The organism is Sporosarcina sp. E16_3 (genome assembly GCF_017347125.1).
Classification (GTDB): Bacteria; Bacillota; Bacilli; order Bacillales_A; family Planococcaceae; genus Sporosarcina.
The window spans coordinates 1-15,704 of the sequence record NZ_JADPRX010000050.1; the positions used below are offsets into that span (position 1 = coordinate 1).

At 35.0% G+C, this 15,704-nt stretch carries 16 protein-coding genes; 11 read left to right on the forward strand and 5 right to left on the reverse strand.

What is annotated here, in order from left to right; translation table 11 throughout:
* Positions 1-112 precede the first annotated feature (112 nt).
* From I2483_RS18315 to istA, 3 genes are read right to left on the reverse strand one after another with little or no spacing between them, the layout of a single operon-like run.
* Complete coding sequence (locus tag I2483_RS18315; RefSeq protein ID WP_207278532.1) at positions 113-436, reverse strand: hypothetical protein; 324 nt, start codon at positions 434-436, stop codon at positions 113-115.
* 52 nt (positions 437-488) lie between these two features.
* Positions 489-1,235, reverse strand: coding sequence for an IS21-like element helper ATPase IstB (istB, locus tag I2483_RS18320; RefSeq protein ID WP_207278533.1), 747 nt, complete (start codon positions 1,233-1,235; stop codon positions 489-491).
* Positions 1,232-2,782, reverse strand: a complete 1,551-nt coding sequence (gene istA / locus I2483_RS18325; RefSeq protein WP_207278535.1) for an IS21 family transposase — start codon at positions 2,780-2,782, stop codon at positions 1,232-1,234. Before istA ends, istB begins: the two co-directional genes overlap by 4 nt.
* 71 nt (positions 2,783-2,853) lie before the next feature.
* Here istA and I2483_RS18330 point away from each other — a divergent pair, with 71 nt between their 5' ends.
* From I2483_RS18330 to I2483_RS18345, 4 genes are all read left to right on the forward strand, one after another.
* Positions 2,854-3,573: a DDE-type integrase/transposase/recombinase gene (locus tag I2483_RS18330; protein WP_207278534.1), complete on the forward strand. Its 720-nt coding sequence runs from the start codon at positions 2,854-2,856 to the stop codon at positions 3,571-3,573.
* Positions 3,574-3,697: 124 nt separating this feature from the next.
* A complete protein-coding gene (locus I2483_RS18335) occupies positions 3,698-3,931 on the forward strand; it encodes a hypothetical protein (RefSeq protein ID WP_207151612.1) in 234 nt (77 codons plus the stop codon).
* Positions 3,932-4,232: 301 nt separating this feature from the next.
* Entirely contained in the window at positions 4,233-6,041 is a 1,809-nt protein-coding gene (locus I2483_RS18340) for an ABC transporter ATP-binding protein (protein ID WP_207151613.1), read from the forward strand.
* A 173-nt stretch (positions 6,042-6,214) separates the two neighbouring features.
* Complete coding sequence (locus I2483_RS18345; protein WP_207151614.1) at positions 6,215-6,670, forward strand: transposase; 456 nt, start codon at positions 6,215-6,217, stop codon at positions 6,668-6,670.
* A gap of 133 nt (positions 6,671-6,803) precedes the next feature.
* Here the strand turns inward: I2483_RS18345 and I2483_RS19785 are convergent, their stop codons facing one another.
* The gene (locus tag I2483_RS19785) at positions 6,804-7,313 is read right to left on the reverse strand and encodes a transposase (protein ID WP_207151656.1); all 510 of its coding nucleotides are present in this window, start codon (positions 7,311-7,313) and stop codon (positions 6,804-6,806) included.
* 281 nt (positions 7,314-7,594) lie between these two features.
* Positions 7,595-8,353, reverse strand: coding sequence for a transposase (locus tag I2483_RS19545; RefSeq protein WP_255550516.1), 759 nt, complete (start codon positions 8,351-8,353; stop codon positions 7,595-7,597).
* A 310-nt stretch (positions 8,354-8,663) separates the two neighbouring features.
* Between I2483_RS19545 and I2483_RS18365 the strand changes: the two genes are divergently transcribed.
* The 7 genes from I2483_RS18365 (at position 8,664) to xerS (ending at position 15,362) form a co-directional block, all read left to right on the forward strand.
* Positions 8,664-8,840, forward strand: coding sequence for a hypothetical protein (locus tag I2483_RS18365; RefSeq protein WP_207151615.1), 177 nt, complete (start codon positions 8,664-8,666; stop codon positions 8,838-8,840).
* A 113-nt stretch (positions 8,841-8,953) separates the two neighbouring features.
* Complete coding sequence (locus tag I2483_RS18370) at positions 8,954-9,997, forward strand: IS30 family transposase (RefSeq protein WP_481886358.1); 1,044 nt, start codon at positions 8,954-8,956, stop codon at positions 9,995-9,997.
* Positions 9,998-10,433: 436 nt separating this feature from the next.
* Complete coding sequence (locus tag I2483_RS18375; RefSeq protein WP_207151617.1) at positions 10,434-11,096, forward strand: matrixin family metalloprotease; 663 nt, start codon at positions 10,434-10,436, stop codon at positions 11,094-11,096.
* 14 nt (positions 11,097-11,110) lie between these two features.
* A complete protein-coding gene (locus I2483_RS18380; protein ID WP_207151618.1) occupies positions 11,111-11,794 on the forward strand; it encodes a hypothetical protein in 684 nt (227 codons plus the stop codon).
* Between the two features lie 886 nt (positions 11,795-12,680).
* A complete protein-coding gene (locus I2483_RS18385; protein WP_207151619.1) occupies positions 12,681-13,394 on the forward strand; it encodes a hypothetical protein in 714 nt (237 codons plus the stop codon).
* Between the two features lie 46 nt (positions 13,395-13,440).
* A complete protein-coding gene (locus I2483_RS18390; protein ID WP_207151620.1) occupies positions 13,441-14,184 on the forward strand; it encodes a hypothetical protein in 744 nt (247 codons plus the stop codon).
* A gap of 68 nt (positions 14,185-14,252) precedes the next feature.
* On the forward strand, positions 14,253-15,362 hold the full coding sequence (xerS, locus tag I2483_RS18395) for a tyrosine recombinase XerS (protein ID WP_207151621.1): 1,110 nt from the start codon (positions 14,253-14,255) through the stop codon (positions 15,360-15,362).
* Positions 15,363-15,704: the final 342 nt, after the last annotated feature.

Below are 15,704 nucleotides of genomic sequence, written 5' to 3' on the forward strand. Positions count from 1 at the left end.
TAACACAATGGAATGTAAGCGTCAAGTAGAATTGAACACTTTTGCTAATTAACTTTGAACACTTTCGTTTGTTTTTTTCCTGCCCCCAAGTTGAAGGCAGGAAAATTAGTGTTTAAAATGGCCCTATTCCTAGTTTTTGTTCTAGCGAGGCATTTTTAGTTTTAAGCTTTGATATTTCTTCTTTTAATTCTTTTACTTCTAGTAATAATCGTTCGATTTTTTCCGTGTCATCAATACCTCTTTCATATATGGTGCCTTCCCATCGTAAGTCATAAACAAAGCTATCAATATACTGCTCCGCAACGCGATAGTTGTCACCGTCTTTGATGCATTTTAATGACCCATCCCGCAACCAATTCTCAACCATTTCACGGTCGCAAGATAGCCCAGAATCTAAAATGAATTCCCACAATTCCTGTACAGTCAAATTCAACATCGGCCACTAACCTCCGGTTTCTATAATTAAAATACCTGTATACATATCCAAATTAAAACATGGTTTTCCGATGCTTCATACGATAGCTATCTTCATTCATTTGAATAATTTCTACTCTATGGAGTAAACGGTCTAAGATGGCTGTTGTAATTCCGTCATCACCTAATAATTCGCCCCATTGATCTGGGCTTTTATTAGAGGTTAAAATCAGAGAACTACGCTCATAAAGATGATTGACTAGATGGAAAAATAAGTTGGCCTCTCGCTGATCCATTGCCATATACATTAAGTCGTCAATAATAACTAAATCCGATGCTTCTATTCGATTCAGTTGCACTTGTGATTTCCGTGTATATTCACGTGTTTTTAAAAGCGTAATTAATTCGCCCATTGGCACGAACATTACTTGAAAACCTTTTTGAATGGCTTCTATCCCTAAGCCTATGGCTAAATGTGTTTTGCCAACGCCAGGAGGGCCAAGTAAAATTAAATTGTATTGTTGTTCAAGCCAAGTCATTTCCTCTAACTGGTTCAACTGACGCTGGCTGAGGGAGGTTTGATCAGATAAATCAAATTCCTTCACTGTTTTCAGATAGGGAAATTTCGCCCATTTCATACGCTTTTCCCGACTCTTTTCTTCACGCTTTAGTAACTCAAATTGAACGATTTCTTGCACGAATTCCCTATATGTCCATGAAGCTTGTTCAGCTCTTCGTAAAAGGTTGGGCAATTCGCTAGCAGTCTCAGCTAATCGAAGCTGTTTGAAATAGTCTTGTAAATTTTCTATGCTTTCGCTCATGACATGGCACCTTCCAAAATTTTGGTGTATGTACTGATTGGGCGTGTATCGACCCGTATATTATAAGACGTGGATTGTACGGGTTTAGATACCTGGATTTGCTGTTCTTCAGAAGATAATGTACCTAAATACTTAGCGACATCGCTAAAATCATTTGCACTCATCAAATGTTCATCCAAACATTTTTGTAAGGCAGAATCGATAAAGGCTGCATAATCAATCGTTACTTTATGAAGAATGCCTAGCTGATCCCTTTTATATCGCGGGTAATTTTCTAATACCTCATCAATATAGGTAGTTGCTAGCTCTGCGTTTTTAAACTGACGTATGACGGTTTCCTTATACGCTTGAATCCCTTTTGAGCGATCCCGGCTATGATTACGATTTTTTATTAATTTTCCTTTTGTTAATTCTACAGGATGCTTAGCTAAAACCTCGCCCTCTGGATATCTTGTAATCACGAGATGTTGGCGATTATCTTCGTCTTTATGCATTTCTATAGATACCTTGTTAAGACCCTTGGGTCTATATGTGCCAAGTGGAACAGAATATCGATTGGATTTATAGTGAATCGTATTGTCCTTGTTGACTGTTCTTGTTATACTTGACCCATTAGTATCTTCAAATAAAGTTAGATGGGAGACTGGTTTTAAGTGTTGCTTTTCGAGGAGAAACACTTCTGCCGGTCTTTTTTTTGTGTTGCTATGAACCTTGAAATTCCCCGTTCGTTTCAGCCATTCTAGGCATCGTTCATTCCAATTATCAATTGTTGTGAAAACGCGACTATCCGCGAAATTACCTTTTACGTATTTCACCACATTTTCTATTTTCCCTTTTGTTTCTGGATCTGCTTTTCGACATAAATACATCCGGAATTTTCTTTGTTCCTTATAAGATTGAAATTCCCCAGTCAAAATAATATCTCCGCTATTTTCGCTGACTGTAATTAAATGATCCTGGTCATATACGATTTCCTCTGGAATGCCACCAAAAAATTGAAAGGCATTTTCATGGCATCTAATCGTGTCACGCGTTGTAAACGGACGGTCTTTCCATTCTACGTATTTATAACGGGAGTGGGACAAGACGAAGCAGATACAATACAATTTAACCTCCCGCTTGTCTTTTGTTTTTTGACGAGTTTCTCCCCAATCAACCTGCATTTGTTTTCCCATAGGTTGCTCTTCAATCGCTTCATATGTTCTTTCCCTTGGCTTCTTTTCAATCTGATATTCCTCGCGTAGTTGGTTAACATACAATCGCATTGTACTTTCTGCAACTATAAAATCGGGAAATCTTTCAAGTAACCAATCTTGCATTTGCGCAGCTGACAAATGTGGATACTCTTGAAGCCATGCAAGAAGCCATTCTTTATGTTGATCTAGTCTTTTCTTTCTAGAACTCAGGGAATTTGCCCATTCATATGACTCCTCAAGTGTCATTTCCAAGTACTTGTAAACTGTTGTACGGGATATTTTTAATTCTTTTGCAATTTGTGAGATAGAAAAACTCTGTTCTGTCATTTGTTGGATTGTTAAATATAACATAAGTTTATTTTTCACCTTTCATCCTCCTACCAGTTAGCTACTTTAGTAGTATAACGGGTGAGGGGTATTTGTTGGGTGAAAGTGTTCAATCTTATTTAGCAGTAATTGTCCATTTTAGTATAGCGTTTACAACAGCCCCAAATCAAGTATGGACCTGGGATATTACGTGGTTGAAAGGGCCTGTTAAAGGTCTTTATTATAAGCTTTATTTAATCATCGATTTATTTAGTAGAAAGATTGTCGGATGGGAAGTTTGGGAAACGGAAGACGCTGCTCACGCTGAAGAATTAATAAAGAAAACCATTGTGAGAGAAAAAATACATGGGTCTCCGCTCGTCCTACACTCTGATAATGGTAGCCCGATGAAGGCAGCGACATTTCAAACGCTACTTGAAACATTGGGCATCCAAAGCTCTTATTCTAGACCACGGGTGAGTAACGACAACCCGTATTCAGAAGCAATCTTCCGGACTCTGAAATATCGGCCAGAATTCCCATTCAACGGATTCGAGTCAGCCGAAAAAGCTCGGGAGTGGACCGCAAGGTTCGTTCATTGGCATACGCATGATCATCAGCATAGTGGAATAAATTTCGTTACTCCGGAACAACGTCACACAGGTGTACATATTGAGGTACTTAAAAAACGTCATGAAGTATATAAGCTCGCAAAACAAAAACATCCAGAACGATGGGCAGGATCAACACGCAACTGGCGTCCACATGAATCAGTCGCGTTGAATCCGATGAAAGAGAAAATCCGAGTTGAAAAGAGCGGTAAAGAAATCAATTGATATTGACTAAATAGCTAATCTAGGAAGAGAGCAATATGCGACAACTATCTTGACAACCACCGTGACTCACTTCGAAAATTTTATTAATCAAAGTTCATTCCTATTATCTACAAGAAACTATTATTTGTTTCTGCATAAAGATGACTTAGAAGCTCAGGAATATTTATCCCTCTTTCAACAAAGCTTTCAAACTCTTTATTATAAGGATGACTTCATTAAAAAAATTGGGTTTGAATTTTTTCCCGTTTTCTTTATGCTTGATCAAGAAGGAATATTTAAGATTTTCACTCCTCATGAACAAAAATTCCTGTGGGAATTAAAAGAACACGGAATTATCCCAGATATAAATAAAATATAAATAATTTAAACTAGTTACAAACTAAACTTGTGAAAGAAGGTTCTTAGTCAAATGTTGAGGTGTGATTTACACGTCACCCATGATCCTAAATGAATACCGATTTCTTTTTTATGATTAATAAGAATTTTCATTTAAAGTAATAGAAGCGTCTAAAGCCGTAGGCATTGCGCTTAGGGAACTCCATTGAATATAGTTAGAAGAAGTAAATTTCTCACTTGAATTCCCAACAAATTGTCATGATATGGTTTATATGGTACACTTTAAGTAATAATTTCCTATTATATAAAAACAGGAGTAATATATGAAAAGATTGTTATATAATGCTTACTACTCAGTTAAAATTTGCATTCTTTTTTCCTTATTTCCAAGTATATCTTTAATTTTTCTAGCAGCGATCCAAGGTTTTATGCCCGTCATGATAATTGTATTAACTCAAAAGTTAATAGATGAACTAATGAAAATGATAAATGAAGGAACCAATTTCAATAATGTTGCAATAATCTTTTTAATTCAAATTTGTTTATCTTTGGTTTCCTATTTTATAATACAAATTTCCGCAATAGTAAGTGAAAAATTAAGTATAGATGTAAAGTTGAATGTTAAACAAGAAGTAATCCAATTATTTTATAGCATGAAATATAAACATTTTGAAGATCCTAGTATCTATAATATAATTGATCGGATTAAGAACATTGATGCAGAGTTAGTTATATGTTTTAAAAGCTCAATAGAGTTAATAAGAAATATATGTACATTTATTACTATACTGATTTACCTAGCTCAAATTAGCTGGTTATTTATCTTTCTTGTAACTTTTTGTATTATACCTTTATATATAATTCAATTCAAATTAACAAAAGAGAAATACTTAATGAATAGACACTTAACTGAATACTCAAGAAAAGAGTATTATATATCTAATTTATTCCAAAAAAAAGAAACACTAAAAGAATTAAAGTTATTAAATTTAGGAGATTATCTTCTTAATAAATGGAAGCAAAATTTATTATATGAAAGTAAAAAGAAAATAGGGCTTTTGATTAAAGAAAGTAGATATCGATTTATACCAGAAATGATTCTTAGTATATCAGTTGTTATTTCAGGATTATTGTGTATTTACTTTATTAAAATAGGGAAAATAAGTATAGGAAGTTTTGTAGCTGTTCTTCAATCAATTCAAAGTTTTCAAGATACCCTTGAATCAACATCCGTAACAATTTCTAATTTATATTCGAACAGTTTAATTTTAGATGAATATCACCAGTTCAAATTACGATTCAGTACTGATAAGGACTCCCGTAAAAAAATAAAAATTGAAGAAATTAAACAATTGAGGGTAGAGTCCCTTTCCTTTCAATATCCATCTAATCAAAATAAATCCCTTAAAAATATTAATTTTGAAATAACAAAAGGAAAAAAAATAGTTATTGTTGGACCGAATGGCTCAGGAAAGACCTCTTTAATTAAGTGTTTAGTAGGTTTGCTTGACCCATCAGAAGGACAAGTATTTATTAATAATCATAAATTACAGGATTTAGATAAAGATATTTTCTATAGTAAATTATCTGTTTTATTTCAAGATTATGTCCAATATTACTTTTCGGTTAGAGATAATATCGGAATGGGAAATATTCGAGATATTGAAAATCAAGAGAAAATTGAACAAGCTGCGAATAGTGCAGGAATAAGTGATTTTATTGAACAACTTCCTGACAAATACGAAACCGTATTAGGGAAATATTTCAATAAAAGCCAAGATTTATCTGGTGGTCAATGGCAAAAAATAGCAATCGCTAGATTACTAATTAAAAATTCGGATTTACTTATATTAGATGAGCCAACATCGTCATTAGACCCTAACTCAGAATTGCAAGTATTGAAAGAAATATTTGATCATATAGAAAACAAATCCCTTATAATAATTTCTCATAGATTAGGAATTGCACCATTTGCTGATGAAATTCTTTATCTAAAGGACGGTGAAATTATTGAACAAGGTTCCCATTCCTATTTAATGGGTATAGATAAGGATTATGCAAATTTATTTAGAGAACAAGCTAAATTATACACACAAAAAGAAGATGCACATGAAAAAGCCATTGTATTATAACGACAAGAAAGGATAGATAAGCAGAAATAGCTTATCTATTCTTTTCTTTCAGGTTCTATAATATCTCGTTTGTCAATATAAGCAGACGGAAGCTATTTGACGCTTACTCTTCTACAGCTTCCATCACGCCAAAATAAGCTGCAATTAGACAATTCATAGCGAAAGAAAAAAGGTTGCAAAGTGATCTGGCAGACGAAGTGACTGCTGGTCCCACAGAGATTGTGGATAGAAAATGGCTTGTAAAGTTACTCTACAAGCCACTAAATAAAGTGAAAGCAATTTCCCCCGAACAAGTAAAAAACGTTGTTCAAAAGTATCCAATAGTCGGTACATTACTTCGCTTGGTTTGGCGCTTCAAGGAGATTCTTCATTCGGGAGATAAAAAGTTGTTACATACATGGATTTCAGAGGCCGCAGCCCTCGAAATAAATGAATTAACTAGTTTTCTCAATGGCATTAAAAAGGATATAGATGCGGTTGAAAATGCATGTACGCATCCCTATAACAACGGATTAGCTGAAGGTAGCGTAAATAAGTTAAAAACTATCAAACGGATCATGTATGGCAGAAACAGTTTTGAACTTCTACGGAATAAACTATTATTGCTTGAATCTCGTAAATTCAACTAACGTTGGAAAGAACCTATTTGACGCTTACACAAATACGTTGCAAAGGTCTGTACTTCTATGGTTCTTACGACAGTTTGGTGAAGAGCTACGCATCTAGTTATATATATTATGTAACGTTTTTTGAAAATAGTTTCTATAGTCGGTATAGGACTCTCTTTTCTAGAACTAACAAACCGGCTCTTCCGTAAGTCATTCTTTTGATTGATTTTAGTCGATTGACTTGACCTTCGAGTAGTCCATTACTAAAGGGTTGAATGAGGGCGTTTTTAACTGATTGAATGTCGCTTCTCAGACGGACTGCATAATAGTAAAATGGTTGTATTTTACTTGTGAGTTGATCCTTCAACCACATGATTAAACCTTCTACATCGCAATTTTTAATCACATTACGAAAACTTTGGATACATTTATAGACAAACTTTAGTTCAGGATAATCTTCAAATACACGATGTAGATATATCTTTTCATCTGCTTCTAGTTCTCCTAGGAACCCCCACATCCAAAGGCAAACTTTTCTTCTAGCAATGGAAAGTGTTTTCTCCCTAGAGATATTATTTTTCCGATCTTTTCTAATGCTTTCTATATATGTTCGAACACCTGAAAAGGTACCGGCATAGCCTATCTTTTGGATAGCTGCATAGATTCCTTTACGGTATGCCTTTCTATCTCCAACTGTGTCATCAAATTTTCAAAGGGCTCCGTCAAACGGAATCGATGTTTGCGGTTATCAGGTGGATTTTCTATTTTTGAGTACTTTTGAACCGTACGCCAATCGAGATGGTATTCGTTCGCGAGGTATGTGATGTTCTTTCCTTGCTTATATTTTTCCTGAATTTCTTGAATCAATGTCCATTTATTCTTCTGACTGTCATGAATCCTTTGTTCAGCTCTTGTTAACTGGATATTTTCTGTTTTTTCGGTTGCTTATGACCATGAAATCTTAGGTGGTAAAATCGAAGCTACATAGGAGTCAAGTTGCCTTTTTGCATTACGAATAAAATGAAATCGATCATAAACTTGTGTGATAGATGAATCAGCCATGGTAATACCTTGACGAAATCCGCTAAACCCATCGCGACTTACAACCTGTACAAACGGATGTGCCTTAAGCCAATTGGTGATGGTTGCCGGTTGGCGATCAGGTAGAATAGCTAACGGTTCATGGGATCGAAGGTCACATATCAAAGTTCCGTAGGTATGGCCTTTCTTGAAAGCAAAATAATCGAGTCCAAGGAAGGGAGACACCTTAGGACTGATGTTAGTACGCTTAATAATAGAAAGTAATGTATCATGGCTTACTGGAATATGTGCAGCTAATGCCACCTTTTCAGCGGCAAGACAACTCGAAGAGAAAGCCATTTTTCTAAGTACATCGATCGTGCGATTTGTTCGTTTACCATTGGTAGATATTCCTTCAAATCTTTCCGCAAAGATTTTAATCGAACAGTTAGCATGTGTGCAAAACCATTTATTGGCAATAATAATCAGGTAAACTGTCTGATCACTAATCGGCAGATCTTGGACACTCCGAGTATAGCGACTATGGACATTATTACATCTAGCATGACACTGAGGACAACGAGCAGAGGAACGATTACTTTTTACGGTTATAAGTAATGAGTTCCCGACTGAAGACACATGAATCAATTCTAAATGAGGATCGGGTGCTGACCAGGGAATCATGTCTACTCCTCCTTTGGATACTATATTTATCTAATATCCAAAAACAGCTATCACCAAACCACCGTAAGAACCACTTCTATTCTGCATTACACAAAATTACTAATACATGAAGAGGGTCGAAGTAATTTTACAAATGAGGAAGTATCTGACCGTGCAGAAGTATCTTTAAGTACTCTTGAAAGAGGTATTAAACCACTTACAAAGCAAGGAATTGTTGCGAAGAAAAGATTTCGGACATAGTTTTATATACTCTGTTCATTCAAGTAGTTCGCACCAAACCTACGAAGATGAGGAAGAATAGGAAAATTGGATGGACAAACTCAAGAGCGATAACGCTGAATCGGAAGAGAAACGACAAGCTGAACTTCAATCCATAAATTCAAGAAGAATGGAGAGAGATTCACGTTCTATTAAACAACTTGATGATGACGCTGGATTTTCAAAATTAGAGCGTCAAATACTTATACATAAAATTAGAGAACTATAATAATCTGGCTAGTTGTAAAATCAACTTAGCCACCTGAATTTAGACAAAAAAATGGCCATTATATAATTTCGTGTATCATTGAAGTTAGCAGACTAACAATGAGAGGAAGTTTTATAATGGCACACCCACAGAATACCATACAAAAACGTAACTTTAAACACCTTACCTCTTTTGAACGTGGAAAAATTGCCGCGTTACATGGACACGGACATTCGAATCGAGAAATTGCTAGACGCTTGGACCGCGCCCACCAAACGATTGCCAATGAATTAAAGCGTGGAACAACGACACAACTCAAGACTGGAAGAAAGCCCTACAAGGCCTATTTTCCCGAAACAGGGCAGGCTGTGTATGAACACAATAGGAAGAATTGTGGTGCGAAAAGTAAATTGCTGAAAGCCATCGAATTTGTTGATTTTGCTTGTGAAAAAATTATGAATCAAGACTGGTCACCTGATGCAGTGGTTGGATTTTCAAAACAGCAAGACGATTGGAAAAACAAGCCTATGGTGTCCACTAAAACACTTTATAACTACATAGATCAGTGTGTATTGAGCGTTCGAAACATTGATTTACCTTTGAAATTAAGACTGAATACAAAGACGAAACGCGTCCGAAAACATCGTCGAATCTTGGGTACAAGTATTGAAGAACGTCCCCTTGAAATTGAAGACAGAGCGGAATTTGGTCACTGGCAGATTGACACGGTAGAAGGCAAGAAGTCCGACGACAATGCATTACTGACCCTCGTTGAACGTAAAAGTAGATTCTATTACGCAATCAAAATTGATGATCAAGACCACGACTCTGTTGACCATGGTATAAAACAATTACAGAACTTTTATGGAGAACTCTTCCCCAAAGTGTTCAAGACAATTACTTCTGATAATGGAAGTGAGTTCTCCAATTTGACAGCGAGTTTGGAAGGCATCACGGATGTCTATTTCGCACGGCCTTACGCTTCCTATGAAAGAGGCTGCAACGAGCGACATAATGGGCTTCTTAGACGCTACATTCCTAAAGGGAAAGCAATTTCAGATTACTCTAGGAAAACAATAAAACGCATTTATCAGACGCTCAACAACCTACCACGAAAGATTCTAAACTATCAGCAGCCAGCAGTCGTTTTTGAACAAGAATTAGCAAAACTAGTCTAATGTCATAAAATCAAAGCCAAGATCAAAATCCGCTTTCTAGGGTAGATGTAAAACATGCGTATTCATAAATACACTGAAATTTATCTAAGTGGCTAAGTTAATATTGCAATTTGGGACTATAATAATCTTTGCTTTGTTAAAAAATTTGTGAGAGTAGGAGCTTCGGCTCCTACTCTTATTCACCTTTTTTTGCTGTTTTCTTAGGTGCAACTGGTTTATTTACGAGAAAAAACAACATCATAAATCATAATTAATGTCGATTATTGTCGCAAAAAAGGGAAATATTAAAATTTTTAATGAAAACAATATGGTATAATGTGTATATGGTGATAAATGTTGGATTTAGGAGACGCTTGATAAAGATTGGGGTGGAAGTTAATAATCATCTCTATAATCGATATTTAACAGCAAATTTGAAAAAAGGTTGTGACAGTTTGTGCTAAAAAAAATTACAGCTTTATTCCTTATGACTACCCTATTATTTTTAGGTTATAATGATCATTCTGCTCAAGCTGAATATGATTATCCTGTTCAAGCTGTAGGTGATTATCCTGTTCAAGCTGTAGGTGATAATTCTGTTCAAGCTGTAGGTGATAATTCTGTTCTAGCTGCTTCCTCATGCTATAAAAAGGTTATTTTATATGGTGGGTGGAAGAGGATAGATGTAGCGCCGTATAACGTCAATATAAAGTATATTTATTCTCAAAGAGGAGCTTATAACTATAGTACTAGAATAAGCAATGCAGCTCGGACATGGCAGAATGCATTTCCAAATATTTTTAAGTTTTCTCAAGTTAGTAGTGGGAATAATTTACTAATTTCTAGTGATGACTATGGAAATGTACCGTGGGTAGGGCTTACAGATAAAAACAGCAATCCTAAAAAAATACAATTGAACGATTGGCATTATGATAATACTGTTTGGTTTGACCATACTGTATATGAAAATGTCGCTCTTCACGAATTGGGGCATACACATGGTTTAGATCACCCGTCTGCTTCTTGTGTGAATGAAGTGATGAGTGATTCATCTCAGAGAGATTGGTACCAAGTGCACCTTGGTGAAGGGGATAAAGCAGGAATAAAGGACATCTACTAGGAGGAGATAATACAATGAAATTAAAACCAATCTACTTAATATGTTTAGCACTGCTTATTACTGGATGTGGTGTGAATAATGAAAAAGTTGCAAGCACCTCTGAGGTTACAAATAAAAATAATGCTGCAATAGAAGTATCTAAAGTTTCGAACGACTACAATTATTTGTTATTCCATAATGTTTCTACAATAGATGATTTGGCAGAAGTTTCTCCAATTGTCATAACTGCAAAAGGTTCAGGCGTATCTGAAGAATTTATGTATAAAGACTTGTCTTTTTATAAGACTCGAGTGAAAATGAATGATATATTTAGAGATGAATTCAATAATCTAGATAAAGATCTGGAAATTACTATTTTGCAGAATGATGGAGATATGGATCCTAAGATCCAAAATAATGAAACAGTGTTGTTATTTCTTGAGAAATACGAAGGGCCGATTATCGAAGATGCATACGTAATTATCGGCATGAAACAAGGACAGTTTAAATACAATAATGATGGTACAATTATGTCTAAAGCAAATGATTTTGAGCTTTCAAGAAATACTAAAAATGATAATCTGAAATCTGTAGAGTCAGCTCTTGAAAAAGTCCCGTATGTAAATCAAAAAAGAAAACCAAGAACAAAAGAAGAGATTGAGGCTCTTAATAAAGCGGAAGAACAATTACCGGAAAGTAAAGATGATATAAATAATTGAGGGTATTAGTTCTAGAGAATATTATTTTTAGAAGCGTATTTTAATCTATGAAATATTAAGTTGAGACGAAGGTCACTCCTCCAAAGGAATGGCCTTTTCTTAATTGTTTAGTGCAGGATTTTGTTATTATTTTTTTTAGAAATAATAAATTTGAAGCGTAAGCCCGAACTATAAAAAAAGCACACTTTTTTGGCGTGCTGTGTAGTGCATGACAAATAGCCGTCTATGACGATCGAAGTAGCGTTACTAGAAATAACTTAGGATAATGACTCGTTCAACTAACGGACGCGATTGTTGTAGATACAGAAGCCTAATTCCTTGCTTAAGAGAAGAAGGAATTAGGTCTTTTTTATAAATCATTTTTTTAACAATATACAGATATTAAATGCCTTAGCAAGAACCGGGTGCATATGCTAATCAGCGTAAAAAGATAACAGAAATGATACATACACTTAGGGGGTATTCAATGATTAACAAAACACAAGTCTAATTTGTTTAGACTTTCTTGTCCTAGTTCATTATTTAACTAAAGGGGAAGGGGATGTATTTCGATTTTAACTTTACACTAAATTCAAATTTAGCCGATATTGGATATTTTTAATAAACGATGGTATAATTTTCTGTACCTGTTATTGGATAAGGTGTAGCTTCGCTATAAATCAAGCTCAACAGACTTTTTAATTTTCTTATCCTTTTACAGTCATTTTACTCATAAATTTTTGTTGGGAGGACATTAACAATGAAAAAATTGTTAGATATGCTTGATTCGATAAGTATCCATATAGACTCTTCGTTATAATATCGGGAATCGCAATAGTATTAATTTTTGCATTTTTATTTATCGCAGACCCAATTGAACAGTATCTTGAAGGAAGAAAGGAATCTAATGGACTATAATGATTTTTTAAGATTAGAAAAAGAGGTAGAAAAAGAAATTATTTTGGAAGATTATCTTCATGAGGATTATCGTTTTCAAACTATAACCTCAATTTATTTGATAGCATTCAGCCTTATATATTTAATTCAAAATCAAGAATTGGCAATAATAATAGCTTTTTCAATCGCAACCACATTATTGATTACAACGTATATAGAAATGAAAAAATCCGAAAGATGGTTTCATAAAATGATTGGAACTGTTTCTTTTGGAGTTATAGTCGCTGTATTAAGTTTTGTAATAATATCTGTTCTAAGTCTATTCCCAACTCAAGCTAATTTAACGTATGCTGTGGTAGTGTGCGTATCTATTATGTTCGGTTTTTTATCAGCAATTAGATCTTTTTTTGTTTCCCTCCCCTATTCAAAACCTAATAAAATACTAGTTATTGTCTCTAATAAAGTATATCTATTTTTAGTTATCTCTATTACGTGGATATATATACTATGGGCAAATTATGATGTTAATGCCATTATTAATGCTTTTAATGAATTGAAATCTAATGAAGAAGATATTATTGGAAGAATAAGTACATCTGCTACAGTTTTACCTTTAGGTGTATTCATTATGTACAATATTAAGAAGAAAATCCTCAATAAAAAATTTAATGACACAATCTCTTTTAAAAAGAGAATAGACAGTCTAATGAATCGAAATAAATGACAGCAAAATCCACTCAATATCTCCTAAAATAAGTGAGGTTATATCCGTGAACGATGATAATGATTTTAAAAGAAAACCCATTCGTGGTTCCCGTTTGAAAAATATTACTACTGTTAGTCCGCCCCCTAAAAAAAAATATGTTCCACCTGTAATTGTCTCTGAAGTGACTGAATCCATCGATGATATAAAAAAAACAATTTCGCCTGGCACTACAAAGAATTATTGGGCCTGGATTGGAGGGGTTATGATATCAATATTATCTGTCGCCGTAGGAATGATGTCAGTTTACCAAATCGGTTATTCGAATGGAGAAAAAGAAGAACGAAAATCTCAACCAAAAGTGATTGCGCGGCTAGAAGATGACTTGAAAAGATCCAATGAAATAAATATAGACCTACAATCTGAATTCAATGTATCGAATGCAAAGTTAGAAATGACCGAGCACTCGCTTGCGAAAGCACAGGAACTCACGGAAGCAGCCAGCGAAAGCACGGTATTGGAGGATGTGAACAACTTGCCTATACAAGGACCACTAAGTCAGGAAATAAAAGAAGGTAATTCATTTACATTTTATGAAGCTCTAACTGTTTCTGTAGTAGAAATTGATTTTACAAAAGATCTCATCCATCATATTTCAATAAAGCTGAGTGCTTTGAAGAATGAACCGATTGCTTATACAGAATTAACTGTTGGTGATACACGAACATTTCCTTTAGAAGATACTACGTATGAAATATTAATTTCCGCTGTAAGCACCAGTTCTGTAGATGTGACAGTAAATCGATACTAATTTCCCATTATCAGCTAAAATTACATTTAGCTTACATTTGATTATTATTGACCAAAGGAGGATATTCATTGCCGGCCCCAACTAGAAAGACCATTTTAGCTGAACAACATATTGAACGAGCTATTGAGCATCTTCCCTTCTATGTAGTGGAATTTGTACGTGCCAAGAAACGCGCACGACTCTCCCCTGGCACGATTAGCGGTTATCTGCATGATTATAAGAAATTCTTCGATTGGCTGCGTACAGAAGGTTTGACGAACATTGAAAGCAATGCGGATATCCCCTTCGCTGTTCTTGAGACATTACGAAAGAAAGATGTTGAATATTTCGTCGAAATGATAATGGAAGAGAAAATTGAAAAACGAAAAGATGTATTCGTTACTCGTTCTGAGGCAAGTGCGTCACGATTTATTCAGTCACTCAAATCCCTATTTAACTACTTAACTACTGAGAGTGAAAACGATGAAGGTGAATGCTACTTTTACCGCAATGTATTTGCTAAGATAAAAACACCAAAAAAATCTGAGTCAATAGCCCGACGTGCGAAACGAATAAGCTCGCAGATATTGGATAAAAACGAAATGGACGGCTTGCTAAATTTCGTAAAATATGACTACGAGAAGGAACTCTCCCCTCGTCAACTCTCTCGATTTTACCGTGATCGTATTCGTGACGTAGCCATCATATCTCTGTTTCAAGGCAGTGGTATCCGTGTAAATGAATTGGCCGGCTTGCAAGTCACAGATGTCGATTATCGTAAAGGGGATATTAACGCGTTACGAAAAGGAAATAAGCTAGATACAGTAAGTATTACCCCTTCCGCTATGAAGGACTTGAAAAAATACCTTGATGAGCGAGACGTGTTATACAAACCGGACCCTAAGAATCTATTTGTCTTTTTAACCAAGTACGCTGGACAAGCTAATCCGATAGCAGTTGAGACTATTCAAAAGTTAATTGGTAAGTATTCGCAAGCCTTTCTCTTGGGTAAGCGTCTAAGCCCCCATAAGTTGCGTCATTCGTTTTCTAAGAAATGGTTGGATGAAGGTGGTAGTTTGGTTGGCCTTCGTGATCAGCTCGGACATAACACAATTGAGACAACAGTTTTATATACAAATTTATCACAAGAAGAGCAACGTGAAATACTTAAAAAAATGGATAAGTCTTCAGGTAATTAATAACAATTGAATATAAGCGTAAAATAATCCACACTTAGACAGTATGGATTATTTTACGCTTACCTTTAATCAATTTCATATCTCTGAGCCCTTACGGCTCTTAGGATAAAAAGAAAAGAAAATAGAGCACCTCCCCAAATCCTGTATAATGAGAGTTCTGACACACACATTAACAGACTGGAGAAATGCTCTATGCCTATTATACGACAAGTAAGCCTGTTTAACATGCAAGTTTTATCGCTTAATTACTCTGCGATGATCTATTCATTGATCATTCGAATCACCGAGCGTATTCCTTTTATTAAAGACTTAGTAAAACGTCTCTCTACAGACTTACGATTT